At 66.9% G+C, this 19704-nt stretch carries 11 protein-coding genes and 1 pseudogene; 1 reads left to right on the top strand and 11 read right to left on the bottom strand.

Going from position 1 to position 19704, the window contains the following annotated elements:
* Positions 1-5: 5 nt before the first annotated feature.
* From IEY63_RS21065 to IEY63_RS21050, 4 genes are all read right to left on the bottom strand, one after another.
* Positions 6-1175, bottom strand: a complete 1170-nt coding sequence (locus IEY63_RS21065; RefSeq protein WP_189070970.1) for a cysteine desulfurase family protein — start codon at positions 1173-1175, stop codon at positions 6-8.
* Between the two features lie 87 nt (positions 1176-1262).
* Positions 1263-2057, bottom strand: a complete 795-nt coding sequence (locus IEY63_RS21060; RefSeq protein WP_189070969.1) for a phosphoadenosine phosphosulfate reductase family protein — start codon at positions 2055-2057, stop codon at positions 1263-1265.
* Between the two features lie 57 nt (positions 2058-2114).
* The gene (locus IEY63_RS21055; protein WP_189070968.1) at positions 2115-5450 is read right to left on the bottom strand and encodes a hypothetical protein; all 3336 of its coding nucleotides are present in this window, start codon (positions 5448-5450) and stop codon (positions 2115-2117) included.
* Entirely contained in the window at positions 5447-6352 is a 906-nt protein-coding gene (locus tag IEY63_RS21050) for a DUF4007 family protein (RefSeq protein WP_189070967.1), read from the bottom strand. The genes IEY63_RS21055 and IEY63_RS21050 overlap by 4 nt, the downstream gene beginning before the upstream one ends.
* A 127-nt stretch (positions 6353-6479) precedes the next feature.
* Here IEY63_RS21050 and IEY63_RS21045 point away from each other — a divergent pair.
* Positions 6480-7283 (top strand): annotated as a pseudogene (locus IEY63_RS21045) (IS5 family transposase).
* A 6-nt stretch (positions 7284-7289) separates the two neighbouring features.
* Here IEY63_RS21045 and IEY63_RS21040 read toward each other — a convergent pair.
* Genes IEY63_RS21040 through IEY63_RS21010 form a run of 7 tightly spaced genes read right to left on the bottom strand, consistent with a single transcriptional unit; the run spans position 7290 to position 19001 of the window.
* Entirely contained in the window at positions 7290-9902 is a 2613-nt protein-coding gene (locus IEY63_RS21040; RefSeq protein WP_189070966.1) for a right-handed parallel beta-helix repeat-containing protein, read from the bottom strand.
* Complete coding sequence (locus IEY63_RS21035) at positions 9899-12346, bottom strand: hypothetical protein (RefSeq protein ID WP_189070965.1); 2448 nt, start codon at positions 12344-12346, stop codon at positions 9899-9901. The genes IEY63_RS21040 and IEY63_RS21035 overlap by 4 nt, the downstream gene beginning before the upstream one ends.
* Entirely contained in the window at positions 12347-12949 is a 603-nt protein-coding gene (locus IEY63_RS21030; protein ID WP_189070964.1) for an OmpA/MotB family protein, read from the bottom strand.
* A 3-nt stretch (positions 12950-12952) separates the two neighbouring features.
* Positions 12953-14182 carry a hypothetical protein gene (locus IEY63_RS21025; RefSeq protein ID WP_189070963.1) on the bottom strand — a complete coding sequence of 410 codons (1230 nt, stop codon included), beginning with the start codon at positions 14180-14182 and terminating at the stop codon, positions 12953-12955.
* Between the two features lie 2 nt (positions 14183-14184).
* Positions 14185-17400 carry a tubulin-like doman-containing protein gene (locus tag IEY63_RS21020; protein WP_189070962.1) on the bottom strand — a complete coding sequence of 1072 codons (3216 nt, stop codon included), beginning with the start codon at positions 17398-17400 and terminating at the stop codon, positions 14185-14187.
* The gene (locus IEY63_RS21015; RefSeq protein WP_189070961.1) at positions 17401-17730 is read right to left on the bottom strand and encodes a hypothetical protein; all 330 of its coding nucleotides are present in this window, start codon (positions 17728-17730) and stop codon (positions 17401-17403) included.
* Positions 17727-19001: a hypothetical protein gene (locus tag IEY63_RS21010; RefSeq protein ID WP_189070960.1), complete on the bottom strand. Its 1275-nt coding sequence runs from the start codon at positions 18999-19001 to the stop codon at positions 17727-17729. Before IEY63_RS21010 ends, IEY63_RS21015 begins: the two co-directional genes overlap by 4 nt.
* Positions 19002-19704: the final 703 nt, after the last annotated feature.

Genomic DNA, 19704 nt, shown 5'->3' with positions numbered 1-19704 from the left:
ACACTTCATCTAGTAAACGCAGCCCCGAGCTCAGCCAGACGGCCAGCGCCAGCCACGATGGCGTTGGTCAACTCACCAACAGCCGCTGCGGTGGTAAACCGGCCGAGCCCCACCCGGAAGGTGCTGTCCGCGTCATCGCGGCTCAACCCGATGGCCGTCAGCACATACGACGGCTCTAGGGCTCCGCTGTTGCAGGCGGAGCCCAAGCTCAGCGCGAATCCCGGCAGGTGCATCAGCAGGGCATCCGCCTCCAACCCTGGCAGGGTGACGCTGCTGTTGCCGGGGAGCCGCCGTTCAGGATGACCGTTGAACCGAACTTCTGGAAGGGCGGCGCGCAGGGACGCTTCGAACCGGTCACGCAGCCGCGCGACCCTTTCTGTGTCAGCGGGCCCTTCCTGCGCTGCGAGATCCGCGGCCACACCGAAACCGACCACCGCCGGCACGTTGTGGGTGCCTGGCCGAAGGCCACCTTCCTGGCCGCCCCCGCGCATCAGAGGCTGCAGCCCGCCTCGCCGCAGAGACGGCCGCAACAGCAGCGCTCCCGTCCCCTTTGGGCCGTAGAGCTTGTGGGCACTTAGGGAGAGCAGATCCACAGGCAATGCCTGCCAGTCGACCGGTGCGCGGCCAACGAGCTGCGTAGCGTCACAGTGATAGAGCGCGCCGGCCGCGCGTGCGAAGGCGCCGATTTGGGCCATGGGCTGGAGGGTGCCAATTTCGCTGTTGGCCGCCTGAATCGATACGAGCAGTGTCTCAGGCGTCAGCAGCCCCTCGAGCGCCGCAAGATCCACGGTCCCGTACCGGTCCACCGGCGCATACACAACGTCGAAACCCTGCTCCTGAAGGTCTCTGCAGGGTTCAAGAACGGCTTTGTGCTCGGTGGGAAGCGTGATGATGCGCCGCCGGCCCCCATACATGGCCGCGGCGCGCGCGACGCCGTACAAGGCCAGGTTGTTGCTTTCCGTGGCGCCACCCGTGAACACCACGTCGCCCGCCGGGGCGTTCAGCAGCGCCGCAACCTGCGAGCGGGCGTTTTCTATCGCGTCCGCAGCGTCCCGGCCGGGTCCGTGCGAGGTGCTCGCAGGGTTGGCAAACTGCGCCGTGAAGTACGGCATCATCGCCGCCACCACCCTGGGATCACAGGGGGTGGTTGCGTGATCGTCAAAGTATACGGTCATGCGTGGCCGTCCTCATGTTGACAGGGTTTCACTGGCAGCTCGGGCGAGGACGGCGCCATTCCTCGCCCGGGCTGCTGTCCGCTGGAATTATAGGTGGCAGACCATGCAGGACGCGTCATCTTCCTGCTCATCGAGGAGGTCGAGTAGCGCCGCGCTCCCCTGTTCCTTGGACCTCAGCTGTGACGTCTTGATTTGCTCAACGCGGTCCGGGTCAGCGAGTTCGCTCAGGCTTTCTTTCACTGACCAGGTAAAGCGCCGGCCGGTGGCCTCGTCAAATTTCTCGAAGGTCTTGGCTTTCTCGTAGAGGTCCGGGTGACGTTCAAGCAGGCCTACCCATTCGCGGCGCTGTTGATAGAAGCAGAAGTAGCAGCCGGACCGTGACCGCCACTCGTAGTACTCGGGAATGCCCAGGCCGCTGTCTTCGAGGAGTTTAAATACATCGCGTTTGATTAGGCCCCCCTCGATAAACGGGTACACGGCGTGCAGGTTGGGTTTGGTGGAGATGTAGCCTTTGCGGTGCGTTTCGTCCGAGCGAATGGCGATGTAGCTGATGGCCTGCGCGTCGCCGACGTACTTCTCAAACGGCTTAATCTTGAGCATGCGCGTGCACCAGCGGGTGCGGCTGTCGGGCAGCACTCCCCGGTACAGTTCCAGGTAGTGCGAAAACGGCCGGTCGGGGTTGAGCCGGACGATTGGCTTGCCCAGGTAGGCTTCTAGTCGGTCGAGGTATTCATATGTCTCAGGGAGCTCTTCACCGGTGTCGCAGAAGATGTACTCCATTTCGGGCACTTTGTCGCGCATGTAAATGGCGAGCGCCGTGCTGTCTTTCCCTCCGGACAACGAAAGGATGTGGCGCAGGGGACGGGATGTCAGCTCAGTCATGCTTGGCCCAACTGTAAACGGGGTACCACGTCCCTTTCATGCATAGCCCACAATTGGTCATTCTTCGTCCAACTCCTGAAGCAGTTGCAGCAGCGCTAACTTCATGGCGTCCTTCTGCCCAGCCCGTCCTTGCTCAGCCAGAATTGCGCGCAGCTGCGTGGCTACTTCCCGGCTTGCCTCCTCCGTTTCGGGTGTGCTGTACCCCAGCTGCCGAGCTGCCAAACGGTACGTGCGCGCCAGATCTGCCGCCTGCGAGGGGTAACGCGCGGCGTCGGCGTCCGTCCAGGAGCGCGGGGACCGGCCGGCAACAAGGGACAAAACCCCGTCGAGCACCGCGTTCGGTTCCCCGTCCGTGCACAAGCGGTTAACGAAGGGCACCAAAGCTGTCGGCAGTGGGCGGCCTTGCAGCGCCTGTGCCTGCTCAGTCAGCTGCGCCCAGCCTAGATCCGTCGCCGGGAAGTCGAGCGCTTCAAGCAGGACCCGCCGGGCCTGCTTGACCTGCGCCGGTCCATGCGCTGCCCAGGTTTGTAGCGTTCCGTTTAGCACATCGAAGAACGCAGTGATTCGCGTTTCGTCAGTGTGGCCGCTGCCAATCGCTGGCAACCCGAGCGCTTCGGGCACGTCCTGGAATAGGAGGCGCTCCGGACTCCGGGCCCGCTCAAAGGCCTCACGTAGGCGCAAGACGGCGTCCGGTAAATTCTGCGTACGCCACGAGGTGTCCGGCAATCCCTTCACCATGCGGATCAGGGCCCGGACAACTGGCACGAGCGCATCGGGTGTTTTCAGGCTGCTGGACAGGCGGGTCAGCACCGCCGCACGTTCGCCCTGCACCGCACTTCCGGCCACGGCAAAGAGTTCCGGCCGGCGCAACAGCACTTCGAAGTCGGCGATGCTCGGCTCCGCAACGAACACGCCTTCGCGATACAGGCTGATCTCGTGTAGGTGCACCTGCATGAACGCCACGAGCAGCACTGGGGCCAGCCCAGCCGTTACGCCATACGGTGCGGCGGCCAGCGCGCTGAACAGGGTGTTGACCACCACGGGCTCGTCCGTTTCAAACACAAGACGGCCCAGTTCTGCCCACGCCGGAGCGAGGTTTGAGCTGTCATTCTCAACCGGAGCTCGGAATTCCCATGGCCCCGACTCATCATCTGGATCGACAGGGCCGTGTAGCTCCGCGGCGCGCAGCACACTTTCGTACATGCTGCGCTCCGGCGGGAACAGCTCGGGATCGAGGCCCAGCAATGCCTCGTCCCCGCGGGTCAACATCAATTCAAGCAAGGAGCGCCTCGCGGCGGCCGCCGCGGAAGATAGCGTGCGCCGATTGATCAATTCATTAATCACTTGCGGCGAAGCGGGGTACACCTCGTCAAGCACATCTGACAGCAGCTGCGTTGCCTGTCGCGGCGTCCGCACGACCTGCGCCTCGCCGGCGTGCCAGTAGCGCGTGCCGCTCCCCACCGGCACTGGGCGAGGATCAAGCAGGTGTTCCGTAGCCCCAATCAACACGCCTTCCAAGTAAGCGAGGCGTTCGGCGACTTCCCGGCGCGCCACCCGGTCGTCGCGCAGGTCCGGAGTGGACTCCCGCAGCCAGTACAGTGCCCTGAGTTCCGTGGCCGCTTCACGTAAGGTCTGAAGTCCCAGCGGCACCGCCACCAGCAGGTCCGTCCTTTGCGCTACGCTGTCCTCCTCGGCCCACCGCGCAAACGCCTCAGCCTGCTCCGGCGTGCTCGGTAGGGCGCACACTAGGACGCCGTCCGCACCCTCTGCCGCGTGGAGCCGGTCCGCCGAGACGGGGGCGTCTACATACCGCACTTCCACAAACCGCAGCGTCCCGGTGTGGAAGGAGTGCCGGCGCGCCACGAGTGGGCGGCGCGGCAAGTAGTTCTCGAGCACCTCTGACAGGGCCAGCTGCGCCCCCACTGTCCGGCGCCCCTCTTCTAGGCGCTCCTCAATGTCGATGTCGCTTCCTTCCCACACTCGGAAGGTGCGGTTGTAGCGGCGATAGACAATCAAGGAGCGGTGTTCCAGGTGTTGCAGGGTGAGCAGCACTTCCGCGTCGTCTAAGGCGTCGGTCAGGGCCACCGACACAAGTTCTGCACTCGCGTGCAAGCCTGTCATATCCCCGAGCACGCCGAGCAGCCCCACCGTCTTTAAGGTCTGCACCTCCAGCGTGCTCAGATCGGGGTAGCGCTCCACCGCGTCCACCACTTCAAGCCATCGCCGTGCGAAGGCCTGCCGCGACAGGCTCCCCAGCAGGTTGACGCTGAAGTAGTCAAACAGGTCATGCAGCCGGACGAGGGTATGCCCCGCTGCCCACTGGGCTGGCACGGCGTGCGGCTCCCCACTGAGCAGATACGCAAATAGCGAGCGTTCGTTCTGCGCAAACCGCCGGAAGAGGTACGGTAGAGCCATCAGCGCGGCCGGATGCACGGGAGTCGCCGCGACCGCCAGAGATTCAAACTCGGCCGCTTCAAATCCCAGAGGCGCCTGCTTGAGGGCAACCAGCGCCTGCGCCGCGCGCCGAGCTGAGGCCCGCACGTCTGCGTCAGGTGCGGGGTCGAGCGTGGCGGTGGCCTGCGCCGCGAGGCGCATTTGCTGCTCGGGGGGCTCAATAAATGCGATGTCCGCAAAGCGCCCCTGCACTTTCGCCCACTCTTTGCGGGCACTGGCCAGCAGCGCCTCACCGTACTGCTCGAACGCCTGGTGTAACACGCCCACGAACAGCATGGGGCGCGGTCCGCTGCGGGCGGCGCTCTCTGCGAGTTCCTGCAAGAGGTAGATGTCAGCCCCTTCAAACCGCGCCTCGTGCTCTAAGGCTTTCCCGAGCTCATCGAACACAATTGCGATCCCGGCGTACCCAGACGCTTCAGCGCGCGCCTGCACTGCTTGTACTGCCTGCAGCAGGGCGCGGGTATCCAGAGTCTCCCCGTCTGCCGCAGGCGTCACTGCATGCAGCGACGCCACGAGCGCTGCGGAGTCCGGCAAGCCTTCAGCGGCGGCGATAAGACCCTGATGCAGGGTCAGACCCAGGCGCGCGCGCCGCAGCGTGAGGGGCACCGGCAGGAGCGGGGCCGGCAATACTCGCTCAACCTCAAGCGCCAGTGCCCCATCCACCCGCTGAATCAACGCGAAAGCTGGTCCAGCCGGATCACGCAAGAGTTCCGTCAAGAACAGCGCAAATGCCGACTTCCCCGTTCCATACGGCCCGGTTAAGGTAAGAGCGCGTTCAGTGCCTCCCGCGCTGAGTGCGCTCAAGACACGGCGAAGCACGGTCCGTGCCTGCGGGGTCAATACGTACCCCTCCAGTGCCTCCGCGTGCCCAGCGTCGCGTTCTAACCGCACAGACCGTAAGAACCGACCGGCCGTAATTGGGGGCGCAAGCAGGCTCATACGTTCTCCTCGTAAAACCGTGCGAGCAGTTCAGCGCCGTCCAGGTCTTCTCGCAGGTATAACTGTTTCAGACCGGCCGTGTCATCCAACTCAATGGCGCCAGCCGTCAGTGCCTGCACAGCCTCCACAAGCTCTACCAGAGCATTCTCTGACAATTTGAAAGCTAGACCCGGACTGCCCATACCGTAGAGCGCGTCATGCAGCGCCACCGTGCGCCGCTCCCCCCGGACCGCATTCATATACTCCACTAAGGCGTAACCAAAGACGGCCGCCGGCAGGGTCCGCTTGGGCCCCATCACGAACGTGAACCGATCCCCGTCCTGCAGGGGACGCAACAGGCCCAACTCTACGAGTGGACAGTCGAACGACTCCTCTGAAACACCCTTCTTGCTACTTTTGCTAGGCAGGTAGGTGCGTAGCAGGCAGTCCACATCCCGCGCAATCGATGACCGCGTGGCCCGCACCGCCGTCCGCTCCGCCCACTCGAGCAGATGATCGGTCAGCTCACTCTTGCTGAACTCCTGACGTGACCACCGAAAGAATGCGTAATGCCACGCGGCCGCCCGCGCGGGGTTCCCCACGAGCCACCAATGAATCAACCAAAGTGAACCGATGTCTTCGAGATAAGGGTCCCACGCCTGAAGGAGTCGCTGCCCAAGGTACGTTGGCGCGACTTCCGTGCGACTCACGTCCTCCAGCACCCTTGTGGCCAAGCCCCAGTGGCGAATGCTTTGGACCATATTCTTCCCTACACCAAGCGTCACGAGCGCTAAAGGACGACCGAAGAACTGGCTGCTGACTTCGGTGCCAATGATGGCCTTCCGGAGCCAGCCGTAGCGAAACGGAAATGTTTCATGGCCTGAAAAGCCGGGTTTTTCGGTGTTGACATAAGCGGGGAGCACAATTCACTCAATATATGGGAAGAGTTCACTGGTGTCGTGTGGAAAATCGACTCGTCCATTGGGGCCGCGATGGTTTCTGGACTTAGAGCGCCTATCAAAACCTCAGGTTGGGAGGGCAAGGTGAAGCATGGCCGCGTCTATGGTCAGCGACGAGCTGTGGCAGTTGATCCATCCGCTACTCCCACCTGAACCCCCAAAGCCCAAAGGAGGTCGACCCCGGGTGCCCGATCGAGCCGCACTGGAAGGCATCTTGTACGTCCTCAAGGCCGGCATCGGCTGGGAACACCTCCCACACCAGCTCGGGTACGGCAGCGGCATGACCTGCTGGCGACGTCTCCGTGACTGGCACGCGGCGGGTGTCTTCACCCGCCTACACCACGTGCGTCTTGACCGGATGGCCCAGGCACATCAACTCGACTGGACCCGCGCATGTGTGGACAGTACGAGCGTCCCCGCGGCCCGGGGGGCCCAAACGGGCCCGAACCCCACGGATCGTGGCCGGCCTGGCAGCAAGCGTCATGTGATCGTCGATGGCCGCGGGACGCCATTGGCAGTCTGTATCTCGCCCGCCAATCGGCATGACAGCATGCTGTTCGAACCCCTGCTGGACGCGGTGCCGCCCATTCAGAACGGGCGGCGGGGCCGGCCTCGCCGCCGTCCTGAGCGGCTGCATGCGGACAAGGCGTATGACATTCCTCTGTGCCAGCGGGCGTGCCATCACCGCGGCATCAAGGTGCGGATCGCACGCCGGAGACGGTATTCCAGTGAACGGCTGGGCCGATACCGCTGGGTGGTGGAGCGGACGTGAGCGTGGTTCAGCCGGTTCCGTTGGCTGCGGGTGAGGGATGAGGTGCGGGCGGACATCCACATGGCATTCACGCAGCTGGCCTACTGCATGATCACCTTCAAGCAGCACCGCCGTTTGTGTTAAGCGTCCTTAATACGAGTTGCAGGCGTCCTGGGCGAAGTCCGGGCCGGGATTGCCAGGATTGAGGTCGGCGCTGAGATCCGGGCCCCGATTGTCATAACAGGTGTTGCCGTATCCGCTCCCCATGGCGTCCTGCTTGTAGTAGATGCCGCCACTGCCATTGGCGTGAACGGTATTCATGTCGACTGCCGGGTCGGCCTGTCCGGTGACGATCAGGCCGTAGAGGGCGTTGCCACTGATCTCGTTGCCGTTCACGGCGCCTCCGCTGCGTTCGGCAATCACAACGCCGCTCTGCTTGCCGCCGGTGACGGTGTTGCTGAGCAGTTGAGGCTGCGCGTCGCCCCAGGTGGCGATCCCCGGGTTCCCGCTGCCGGTAATGGTGTTATTCCGGGCCGTCCCAGCGGCATTGTCGCTGTAGGCCAGCCCGTTCTCCCGGTTGCGGGTCACGGTGTTGCCGTCCAAGACAGGCTGGGCGGCATTCATCATGCGGAAGCCCGCCGTTCGGTTGTTCTGGACCGTGTTGCCCTGCGCCGTGCCGCCGGCAGTATCGAAGTAGGTGACGCCACTCTGGCGGTTGTTCTGAATGACGTTGCCGGTCAAGGTGGGTGAGGCGTCGTCCTGGACGCCCACGCCCTGCAGGACGTTGTTCTCGATGGTGTTCTCCTGCAGGGTCGGGCTGGCCTGACCGTAGACGGTCACGCCCCGCCCGCGGTTGTCGTGGATGTGGTTGGCGCTGATGGTCGGGTCGGCGTGACCGGTGACGTGGATGCCGTGTGCAGCGGTCGCCTGGATGGTGTTGCCTTCGACCGTCCCGCCACTCGCGTCTCGGAAGTACAGGCCACCGTCTCGGTTCCCGCTGAACGTGCTGGCGCTCACGTCCACGCGGCTGGTGTCACTGACGTACAACCCGAAGGCATTGGCCGTGAAGGTCGCCGTGCGGATGACGGCTTCACTGTCCCCCTTGACCCACAGACCACTGCCGTACTCACTGAGGTCGTCGTCCCGAACGGCCCCCGCAAGCTGCACACGGTTCAAGGTGAGGTGCCCGCCGTCGAGTTGCAGACTCCGGGCGGGGAGGGTACCGGTGTGCGCGACGGTCAGGTCCGACAGGGTGGCGTCAGCCTGCTGGAAGATCAAGGTGTCTTCCGCTGCGGCGCTGAGGATCACGGTGTCCTTCATGCCCGCGCCGCGCAGCGTGAGGGTGCCCCGGACCGTGACCGGCCGGTCGAGGACGTACACGCCCCGCTCGAGTTGAAGCTCCTCTCCAGCTTCGAGCGCGGCCAGGAGTGCCTGCACGTCCTCGGGCGGCCGCAGGGGCAGCGTGAGGTCCGCCTTCACCCAGCCTCCCTTGCCATTGGTCCCCTGAACGCGCAGCCACTCGCCCTGCGACTCAAACACCGTGAGCCGATCGCCTCGGGTGAACGTGCCGAGCACCGCTGCGGCGCTGCTCGGCTCCGCGCGGAGGTTCAGGGTCGTCGTGTTGACGAGGCTCGGCGGCGACACCGGTCGGTCCGGCTCAGGTGCGGCGGACTCAAGTGCGGCCACGCCGGGGGGCGCCGCCGTGGTGCCGCTGTCCTTCGGCACAGCAGCCAGCGCAGTCGCGTTCCCTGGGGTGGAAGCGGCGCCCTGCTGCAGGAGCCGCAACCCGGCTCCCAGAAGCAGCGCGCCGCCGATCAGGGCGCCGATCAGTATGGCGGGTGGCCGGGCCGCCTGTGGACGTGTGACACGCACCGGGGCAGCCGCTGGGGCGTCTCCCAGCGGCGCGGCCAGAGCCTGCTCCGACACTGGGGGCGTGACCGGCACGGCTTCGGGCTCCGGTTCAGGGACGGCGTCCGCACGGTTTAGGCGTTCGAGGACTTCACTTGCGCTCACGGCCCGCTGGGCCGGATCGAGCTGCAGGGCGTCTTCCAGTGCGCGCCGCAGAGCGCTGGGCGTGCCCTGCGGGAGAGGCGGCAGCGGTACGCCCTGGGCGCGGGCTGACGCAGGGGGACAGGCCGCGCCGCTCAACGCTTCGTGCAGCGTGGCGCCTAGGGCGTACACGTCCGACTGCGGACTGAAGGTTCCGCCTGCCAGCAGTTCCGGGGCGGCGTACCGCACGTCGGGCGCCGGACCGGCCCGCAGTTCCTGCAGCGCCCGCGTGGCCAGGCCGAAATGGCCGAGCAGGAGTTGGCCCTGCGCGTCGAACCACACGTGGTCAGGTGACAGCCGGGTGTGGAGCAGCGCCTGGCCGTGCGCGGCGGCCAGCGCCCCGAACAGCGTCCGGGCGATCTCCAGCGCGCTGCCGGTCTTCAGGGGGCGGCCCTGACCAGCGGCCCGGAGGGACTGATGCAGGCGGTCGTCCAGCACCACGACCTGCCGCTCGGGGGTGTCGTGGAGGTCCACGACGCGCTGCACGTGCGGGTGCTGCACCTGCGCGAGCAGCCGGGCATTGCGCATCACGGCCTGCCGCACGCGCGCGCCCGCCGGGGTGTCCGCGTGGGGCGGCTCGATCACGTTGGCGAGGACCGTGTCGCCCCAGTCGGTCACGGCCCGGTAGAGGTGGTCGTGCGGGGCGGCGGAGAGGGCGGCCTGCACCGAGTAGCGCTCGGCCACCCGGTCGCCCGCGGCGAGTGGTGCGGTCATGTGGGGTTCTCCTGGGTGTGTTCTGCGCGCAGCCGCTCCCGGCGGCGTCTCAGGGCCTCGTCGATGGATCTGCCCCTCAGGCGCCGGGCGAACGCCACAGCGCGCTCCGTTGCTCTGGGGTGCTCGATAACGGCAGGCAGAACGTTCGAGTGCTCAAGGGCGCCTGCAGATGCCCGGGCAAGCATCCAGGCGCGCCAGCGTTGGACGAGCGCCGCTTCTTTGAACGGCGTGAGTTTCAGCCAGCGTTCCGCGCGCAAATAGCGGTCGTAGGCCGCGTCGTACGCCAGGTGTTCCAAGACCACTTCGTTCGTATTGACGTGATGGACGATGTCGAGACGCATGGTAGCCTGGCGGCTCAGAAGGATCAGAACTTGCGGAGGGCACGCCCGGTTCTTCAGAAGGCTGCGCTGCACGTGAGCCTGGGGATCATAGGCCAATTGGTAAAGCAGGGCCGGCGGCGTGAGTTGGTGCTGGGCGGCGGCGCGCCGCGCGCCGCTATTCGCGTGACGCGCGAGCGCGGTCAAGACCTCCTCGTTCACGCGCGGGTGTCTGGCCACGTCTTCCAGCAGGGCTTCATCTTCGTCGGGCCGGAGCAGCAGATCGAGCATGGCGGCCGGGTCCAGGTCCTTGCGCTTCACCAGGAGAACCCGGATGTCCCACTGTAAATCTGTAGCGAGGGCCCGCTGCACCGGCAGCGGCAACTCCTCGCGGCGCTGCACGACCGCTTCACGCACGGTGAGTTCCGGGTCGCGGGCCAGCGTGAGGAGGGTCTCCTGACCCGTGTGGGAGTGACCCGCCACGCGCGTACGGACGCGCGGACCGTCACTGTGACTGAGCTCATGCAGCGCTTCGGGCGTCGCGTCAGGCCGCTCCGCTTCCCGGAGCTCCATCGCCTGAAGCGTGTCGCGCAACTCATGCTCGTAGCGCGGATGCCGGCGCAGGTCAGGCCGGAGCGGCTGTTCCGCCAGGCGGCGTTTCAGCGCTTCGCCCGGCGCCGCGGGGTTCAGGACGACGTTCAGGCGCACGTCCAGCAAGGGGTCTTCCGACAGGTCATCCAGCACAGGTGCGGGGGCGCTGTGATTACGGCTCAGGGCCTGCCGGACCCGCGCGTCGAAGCGCGGCAGGAAGGCGAGCTGATCGGCGGCCGTGTTGCCGTCCGCGGCGCGCGCCACAAGACGCACGGTCATGGCCGGATCCTGCGCGAGGGCGCTGAGTGCGCTGTCACTCAGGTGCGGGTGCAGGGCCACTTGCGCGCGGACCTGGGGGTTCCGGTCGCGGGCGAGTTGTCCGATCGCTGTGGCTGGGGTCGTCCCGGACACACTCAGGGCGAGTTTCACGTGCCGCCGACGGGTGGCGAGGGCCTCGCCCACCGCGGCGTCGTTCAGGGGCCGCAGGCGGAGCTGGGCGACGTATTGCACGCGCTCGTTGGGATCGGCTGCCAGTGCGCGCAGCACGTCACCCGGGCACAGCGCGTGCGCCGCGACCGCCTCGCGCACCGTGAACCGGGGGTCCTGCGCGAGTGCGTCGAGCGCTTCGGGAGGCGTACTCGGGTTTCGGGCTGCCTGAAGGCGCACGGCCGGGTCACCGTCCTGCGCGAGGCGGAGCAGGACGTCCCCCGGTGCGTGCGGGTGCGCGGCAACGTGCTCACGGATGGTGACATGCTCAGTGTCCTGAGCGAGGTGCGTGAGGTCCGCCGGGGTAGCGGCGGGATTTTCCGCTGCCGCGGCCCGCACCCACCAGTCCTCATCGCCACACAGAGCGGACCGAGCTGCGTCCGGAAGAAATGCATTGCGGGCCACCGCGGCACGTTCTTCCCAGTCGCCATTAAGCGCCACCTGGGCGAGCAGTTCAGGTTCGAGGGGATGTTCAGCCAGCCGGGTGAGCAGGGTCTCGCGCGCCTGACCGTACGGCTGCCGCGCGTCAATCCACACGAGAAGGTCAACCGGCAACTGCGGGTGACGCGCCGCGAGGCGCTGCAGGCGGCGGTCACTTCGGATCAGCGCGTGCTCGTCTGGGTCGAGGGTAAGCGGCGCCCGCCGGTCCTTGAGCTTCTGACGCAGGTCGTCTGCATGGACGGCTCCCGCGACCGGCGCCGCAGGACCGGCGACTGTCCTATCGAACGGGGGCGCCCCCTCAGGCGTGGGCGGCTCAGGCGGACGGTGTCCGTTGATCACGCTCAGGACGCGCGCCGTTCGTTTGGGGTGGGCCGCGGCGATGGCCTGCGCGTGAGAGCCGAGCTGCGCCAGCATCTCCAGGTGCACGCCCAGCAGACTGTGCGGCTTCGTTTCGGCCATTCGGACGAGTTCCAGCAGGGAGGATGGGCAGCGGGCGTTGGCCCGGGCAGCGTCCCGGACGGCCGCGTCCGCGCCAGTGGCGAGCAGGATCAGTCGCTCCGGCGTGGTGTCCGGAGACGCGGCTTCCTGCAAGGGCGTGAGGGACGTCATTCAGGGTGCACTCTTCTGGGCATACTCGACAACGATTTCAACGCGTTCGTTGCGGGGGTCGAATTTGACGCTGGCGTAGGGGGTCTGGCCGCCGCGCGCGGCGATGGCCAGGCGGTTGGGGCTGATGCCGCCCTTGAGGTAGAAGGCGGACGCGACCGCGCTGGCGCGCGTGGCGGAAAGGTCCCAGCGCTCGGGCATGTTGGGTTTGGAGGTCTGGGTATGCCCTTCAATGCGCACGCGCTTCCACTGCCCCTGTTCGGCGCGCAGCACCCGCGCGAAGGCCACGAGCGCAGTCTGTCCGGCGGGGCTGAGTGCAGCGGTGTCCCCCAGGAACATGCCTTTGGAGCGGAAGACCCAGCGTTGCGCGCCGGGCGGGTCGTTGCGCTGAGCGGGCGAGAGCAGCAGGGGCCGCACTTTGAGGGGCGCGGCGCGCACGGCCTGCACGACGCGCTCCTGCGCGTTGCGGTACCGGACCTGCTCCCAGCCGGCCTGACCGACGGCGAGGATGCCACCCAGGAAAAAGATCAGCACGAACACCAGGTTGAGCGTCAGGTCACTGAAAGCGATGTAGGGGTTGGTGTCGGCCTGGAGGCGGGACGTCACGGATCAGTCTCCGCTGACGGCGCTCGGCGTGCGGGCCAGCGTGCGGGTCAGCTGCTCGAAGTTCCGGTCCAGGCGGGCGGCGTAGTTGCTCTGCTCAGTCTGGAAGACTTCGCCGGCCTGCTCGAAGCGACCCCCGGCGCGGCTCAGGGCGTCGCCGACGGTGGTGACCCGTTCGAGCAGCGTGGCCGTCTGGGTGGTGACGGCGTCCTGGAGGCGGGTGATGCTCGTCGCCTGCTCGCTGAGCTGACCCTGAAGTTCGCGGCTGCTGCTGCGCAGGGACGTGGCGGCGCTTTCCTGGGCCTGCACGAGGTCGCTCACGCCCTGATTCAGCCCGGCCGTGAGTTGCCGCACGGATTCGTCCATGCTGCCGAAGACGGTTTCGATCTGTGTGCTGGTCTGCGCGAGTTGCGTGAGGCTCTGCCCGAGCGTGTCGCCGGCCTGCCCGAGGACGGTTTCGAGCTGCCCGGCGACGTCCTGCAGGCGCTTGTGGATTTCCTGGAAGCTGTTGCCGGCGTCGCGCAGGTACCGGCCCATGCGTTCCATCTGGGAGGTGATGGCTTTGGGGAAGGTGGCGGGCACCAGTTCGGCGTGCACGAAGCCCGTCAGTTGATCCTGGAAGGCTTCCTGGGTGCGTGAGGCGAGGGTGTACACCACGCCGGTGCCGAGACTCAACAGGATGCCCCAGAGGCTCGCGCCGAACGCGCCCTGCATGACGCTCATGGTGTTGCCCAGCGCGCTGGCCAGCGCGCCCGGCTCCGTCGCTTTCGCCGCGGTCTTGATCGGTTCCACGAGCGTGCTGATCGACCCGGCCAGCCCCAGGACGGTGCCGAGGAGACCGGCGAGCATCAGCAGGTTCGGGATGTTGCGGGCGCTGGCGAGGTCCGCCTGACTGACCGCCACGACCGCCGCCGACGCCGCCTGCACGTCGGGGGTGGCCAGCCCGCGGGCGCGGGTGACCGCCACGACCGCCTGCTTCACCGCGCTGCCCGCGGGGAAGTCCTTCACGGCGGACAGGGCGTCTTCGGCGATCTCGTCGGATTCGGGTGGGTCCTCGTTGTCGAGGGCCACGCGGATCTTCTGCCGGACGAGTTCGAGGCGCACGAGTTCTGCGCGGCGGGTCGCGGCGGCGCGGGTCAGGGCCGCCGCGAAGTAGATCACGAGGGGCACCATCAGGCCGATGAGGGTCAGCCAGCCTTCCGGGCGCAGGTTCAGCAGGGCATGCAGCAGGTCCATACTCAGATCCCCAGCGGGCTGTACGGCATGCCGAAGGGGTGGTTCTCGCCTTCAGGGTGATAGCTGCACAGCAGGCCGTTCTTGATGACTTCGTCGGGCGTGCCGCCCACCGGGCCGCCGCACACCTTGCAGTAGTACCCGTCCTCCGGGGCTGAGCGGCCGCGCGGGAGGCGCTCGCCTTTGCCGTGGTACAGGCTGTCGATCAGATTGGGGTCGGGCGGGAAGGTCTCCAGCAGGGCCTGGCGCAGGCCGTCATCGGCGGTGAGGTGGCGCATCAGCGCGGCGCTGGCGGCCGAGTCGTTCCAGTCGTCCACGGCGCGGGCGTGGCCGGCCTTGAGTTCCTCGTGCAGCCAGTTGACGTAGGCCTTGCGGCCCTCGCTGGGCGTGGCGTGCCGGCCCAGGACGGTTTTCATCCGGGCGTCGATCTCGCTTTTCAGGTACGTGGAGGCGTTCGTGAGGCTGCGGCTGGGCCGGGACGCGTCGTGCTTCTCGAACGCCAGCTTGCGGGCGGCCTTGCCGAAGCGGCCGGGCAGCTTCCGGACACGCTGGGCGGCGTCACTGGGCTCGCCGGGCTGCTGCGGCCAGTCCATCACGAGGTGGCCCCCTTCCAGGCGGGTCACGCCGTGCAGCGAGGACAGGAAGACGAGCTGCTCGGCGTCCTCGAGGCGCTTGATTTCCTGGTCGTTGATGGGCGTCCAGTCGATGTCGCTGCGCTTGCGCGTGAAGTAGGTGTTGAAGCGGGTGGGCTGGCTGAACGAGAGCGTGCGCACGTCATCCGCGCCGCGCAGGGCGAAGCGGTACCACTCTTCGAGCATCACCACGCGGTACGGATCGACCCCGGCGATCTCCTTGGCGGCCGGTTCCTTGTTCACCCAGGGCTGCACCGAGCGGCGGAAGTCGTCGGTGAGGTTCATGCCGACGAGCAGCTTGCGCCGCGGCAGCGGGCTCATGGGGTCCACCTGGCCGAGCGGCTGGTTCAGCTGCAAGAACAGCTGCGCCTGCGTCGCGGCGTGCATCGCCTGGCTGTTTGGATCGAAGCTGGGGCTGCGCTGGTCGTACAGGCGGCGCACGACGTCTTTGCCGCCGCTGCGCATGGACGCCTCGAACGGCTCCAGGGCCATCTGCTCGAGCGTGTTGAGCTGGGTGCGTTCGAAGTTCTCCTGGCCGATCGACCAGGGGCCCAGCAGCCAGTCGGGGTCGTTCACGCCCGGCATCACGCCGCGGGTGAGGGCTTCCCAGGTGCGGATCAGGCGCGCGGCGTGCGCTTCCTTCCGGCGGTCGTCGGTAGCGAGTTCCTCTTCTTTGTCCACCGTGCCGTTCGGGGACGGCTCGAACAGCGACAGGCCGTTCACGGTGGGCGTGTCGTTCTCCAGCCGGGCGCGGGCCTCGCGCCAGCGGTCGGCCTGGTTCGTGAGGCGCTTGCGCAGGCTCATCAGGCGCCGGGCGATCTTCTGCGTTTCGTCCTCGATCAGCGTGAGGGTACCCGCCTCGGCGCGCTGTCCGCTGCCGCGGTCTTGCAGCGCCTCACGGACCTTCTGGTTCACGCGGGCCTTGAGTTCGTCGTCCAGCGCCCGGCTGAGGGCCGGCAGCACCTGCTTGCCGGCTTTGCCTTTCAGGAAGAACAGGCCCAGCAGGGTGTTCGTGCGGATGGCGTCCATCTGATCGAGGACGCCGTTGGCGCCGCCGGTCTTCCCTTCGCCGGGTTCCCACCCGCGGAGTTCGCCCACGCGGGGTTGCGCGGCCTGCATGATTTCGAGCAGCACGTTGGGTCCACTGTCGTAATCGAGCAGGCGGGTGCTGATCACGCCGCGGACGTTCCCCATGACGCTTTCGGCGGCGCGGCGGCGGTTGTCGTTCACGGTGACGTGCACCAGGCCGCGCAGGCCTTCGCCGCGTTCCTTCCCGAAGGCCGAGCGCAGCTCATCGAGGGCGCGGCGGGCCAGTTCAGGCTTGCCGGTGCGGGCGGCCCGCATGATTTCGTTTTTCTTCGCGTCGAGGCTCGCGCGGACGCTGGCGCCGGACTCGTCAAGTAGCAGCGCTTCGGTCAGGGCCGGCACGGTCAGGCCGAGTGCGTCCAGGTCCTCACCCACGTTGCCGTCGTACTTGCGGTCCTTCCAGCGGTCCACGGCGTGCACCAGCGTGCGGTACTTGAGCGCCTCGAGAATGCGGCGCATCGGGTACTCAATGGTGGACAGCCCGAACGTGGAAAACGCGAAGGCGCGGCCCTGCTGCACGGTCACGGGACCCGCATTGACCATGTACGCCATGGGATCGGTTTCGGGCACGAACACGTTCAGGAACATGCGGTCGGCAATGGCATTGGACAGGCGCGCCAGGTCAGTGCCTTCGGTGCTGTTGGGACGCAGCAGGTACACCAGGTCGTACGGCATCGCGTCGTTTGGCAGCACCCGCGTTCCTTCAGGCTTATCGGGGAACTTGATGCTGGCGTAGCGGTCCTTGTCCGTGTGCAGGTGGTACTGGTTGAGTTCGGCCAGCGCGTGATACGCGTTGGTCTTCCAGATTTCCGCGTCCGGTTTCTGCGCGATGCCCAGGTCCGGGTGCGGCAGGGTGAACATGCCCAGCGTCTTCTCCTCATCGTCGAGGATGGTGCGCAGCAGGATGCCCACGTCGCTCGCCGTGCCGCTGCAGGTGCCGCCACACAACGTGCCCACCACAATCACGCGCACGCCGGTCTGGCCACTGGCGGCGTTCACGGCGAACTGCACGTTCGCTTCCAGGCCCGCGTTGTTGGCGTTCAGCGCTGACTTCGCCTGAGCCTCAGTCAGGTTGCGCAGGCGCGCCACGCGCTGTGAGATGGCATTCTTGATCTCGTTGTAGTTCGGCGGGTACAGCAGCGCGAGGCGGCCCACCATGCGGATGTGCCCGGCGCCGGAATCGATGCTCTGCGCCGGCAGTTGCGCCAGGGTCTCCAGGTCAGCCCAGGCGTTCAGCGCGATGCTGCTGTCGTACAGCTCAGGCCGCTGCAGCATGTCCCGCCAGGAGGTAGCGGGCACGCCGAGCGTCTTGAAGTCGTCCGTGCCGTTGAACCGGTTGGGTTTGGCGACGTCCGTCTCCACCGCGAGAAATTCCACCCACGGCGCGCGGCTGAGCCCGCCCACCTCCCAGTCGATACGGTCGGCCAGCGCCTCGAGAATTTCCGTGCCGGTGCTGCCCAGTCCGACGACCAGTGTCTTGAACACGCGCATGTTGTCCGCCATTTATCGCTCCACTCCCATCCGGGAAAACACGGCCGAGACGATCAGCGTGAGCAGCAGGAACGTCACGCAGATTGAGATCATGTACACCAGGTCCGCCGGGCGGAACAGGAAGTACGCGCCGCACGCCAGGGCGACGAACAGCAGCAGCAGCGACAGGCTCATGCCCTGCTTGGCGGCGTCCACCGGGGTGCGCCGTCCCGCGCCGAACAGCGCGTGCGCCAGCCCCACCGCCACGCCGTACCACACCAGCATCGTGAGCAGGAGCGTGACCCAGAAATTCACCTGCGAGTACAGCGGCCACACGCTCCCAAATACTCCACCTAGATTCATAAGTCTCCATCCAGCGTCATGCTCACGCTGCGCGTAATGTCTTTCGGTACGCCGCCAGGCCCGCGCACCTCTCCCGTGAACTCCAGGGTCGCGTCTGGCGTTTCCGGGCGCAGCGTGACGGTCGCCGTATCGGCCGCGACGACGCGTCCACCCGCGCTGCTGAGGCGGATGTCGTCATTGACGCTGCGGACCCGGTAGTCTTTGCCGGCGCGGGTGATCTCCGCGATTCTCGCGGCCGGTAAGCCCGCTACGGGTACCACGGGCGTGTCGTCCTCGGCCGCGTACCCGGGGCCTGCGATGATGCAAAAGGGCCGCCCGGCGGGCATGTCGCGCACGCTGAACGTGGTGTCGCCGACCCGGACGCCGCCGCGTCCGCCTGATCCTCCGCCTGAACCCAGCAGTTTCCAGGCGCCGAACGCCGCGCCGCCCAGCACCAGCAGTCCGGCCAGCACGGCCGCCGGATTGACGCCGGCCCCCCCTCCGGTCGGGGTGGCCTTGGCCTGGGCGCCGCTGTGCTGCTCGGTGCGCGTCCCGCCGGTCAGGGCCGCCGCCGTGAACGTCTTGGGCAGGAACACCACAGCCTGCATCTGCCCCTGGATGTCCCCTGAGGGCGCGCGCACCACGTACGGGAGGTTCAGGGTGGCGCCGTCCTGCGTGCCGCCGACGCGGGTCCAGTTGCTGAGCACCTGCTGGTATTCGGGGGCGTTGGTGCCCAGCAGCCGCGCACCCGGCGCGCCGACGCTGGCGGCCGTGTTGGTCAGCAGGATCAGGACCGTGTCGGCCTGCTTGGCGAATTCGGTGGTGAGGGTGGTGGCGGTCCGCTCGGTGTCGTGCCCGCCCACGCTGCCCACCGCGGGCGTGGTGGGCCACAGGTTCGTGATGCGGCCCAGGTCGCCCTGGGTGTCGTTGCCGATCACCTGGGTCAGGCCGCTGGGGTTGCGGTACTCCCAGAGGTCCATCTCCCAGGCGCGCGCCGTGACCCGGTCGCCGCGGACCGCGACGCGCTCCACGAACTGTGTGGCGAGCTCACGGGCGGCCTGGGCGCCGAGGGGGTCGGACTTGTAGTGCCCGGTGCTATAGGCAATGACCCAGTGGGCCTGCATCCGGTCGAGGTCGCCTCCGGCGGTGGTGACGGCTTCAGTGACCACCTGCTCGAGGCGTTGTGCAGAGGCGTTGAGACTGCTGCGGTCGAGTTCGGCTTTGCCGACATCTTCGGCGGACGCGCTGAGCAGGAGGGCGGCGATCAGGACAGCTGTACGGTTCAACATCATGAGAAACACCGCAGTAGAACATGAGATTTGGGGCAAGATCCTGCCATGGCGGTAGTATGGACCATTCGACATTCAGTCGTTGCCGCAATCCCGGAGTGAGAATTATTTAACTTCGCTCAATGTAAGAACAGTGGCATGAAAGTGGTCTGTACCTCGCCGCGGCGGCGCGTCCCGGACAGCCTCAAGTGCCTTTCATGTTGCCGACACCCTCGCACAGGACCACGACACCTAGTGACGCTCCGCCCACCGCCCCCGCGTCGCACCTCCCGCCCACCCGACCCGCGAGAGGCGCGGTACCAGCGATTCAGCGCGCTGACACGGTTATTTGCATACCTGGCCTCACGGGAACCGTGTGGTGCCACGCGGATGGTGATCCCACGGTCTTACACTTTTCTTCCTTGGCGCTGCGCAGCACGACATGAAGTGCGCCCCTCCAGTGAGTGAGGATTCAGCCGTCGAATGAGCGGCCGACCACGGAGGGGCAGCGAATGAGCCCCGTGCGGCCCGCGCCGACCCGTCGGTCCACACCCGAGCCCCAACTGCCAACCCGTCAACTGTGCGGCCCGCCTCCCCTGCGAGAAGAGCCAGCCCTGTAGGCCCCCACGTCCGCGTCAGCCTGGTCACGGTCGACAGTTGCGTCCCCACCATCCCCACAGGCGGTCAGCGATGCTCAAGGCTCTTGCGCCTCCGCGTGCTCGTTGGC

This window comes from Deinococcus radiotolerans, from assembly GCF_014647435.1.
Lineage (GTDB): Bacteria > Deinococcota > Deinococci > Deinococcales > Deinococcaceae > Deinococcus > Deinococcus radiotolerans.
The sequence above is the reverse complement of the archived record's forward strand: the minus strand, read 5'-3'. Positions and strand labels throughout refer to the sequence as shown.

Coding starts and splice junctions, on each gene's coding strand:
- IEY63_RS21055 (WP_189070968.1), bottom strand. CDS start 5,450: ATGAGCCTGCTTGCGCCCCCAATTACGGCCGGTCGGTTCTTACGGTCT.
- IEY63_RS21020 (WP_189070962.1), bottom strand. CDS start 17,400: ATGGCGGACAACATGCGCGTGTTCAAGACACTGGTCGTCGGACTGGGC.
- IEY63_RS21015 (WP_189070961.1), bottom strand. CDS start 17,730: ATGAATCTAGGTGGAGTATTTGGGAGCGTGTGGCCGCTGTACTCGCAG.
- IEY63_RS21010 (WP_189070960.1), bottom strand. CDS start 19,001: ATGATGTTGAACCGTACAGCTGTCCTGATCGCCGCCCTCCTGCTCAGC.
- IEY63_RS21060 (WP_189070969.1), bottom strand. CDS start 2,057: ATGACTGAGCTGACATCCCGTCCCCTGCGCCACATCCTTTCGTTGTCC.
- IEY63_RS21035 (WP_189070965.1), bottom strand. CDS start 12,346: ATGACGTCCCTCACGCCCTTGCAGGAAGCCGCGTCTCCGGACACCACG.
- IEY63_RS21065 (WP_189070970.1), bottom strand. CDS start 1,175: ATGACCGTATACTTTGACGATCACGCAACCACCCCCTGTGATCCCAGG.
- IEY63_RS21025 (WP_189070963.1), bottom strand. CDS start 14,182: ATGGACCTGCTGCATGCCCTGCTGAACCTGCGCCCGGAAGGCTGGCTG.
- IEY63_RS21040 (WP_189070966.1), bottom strand. CDS start 9,902: ATGACCGCACCACTCGCCGCGGGCGACCGGGTGGCCGAGCGCTACTCG.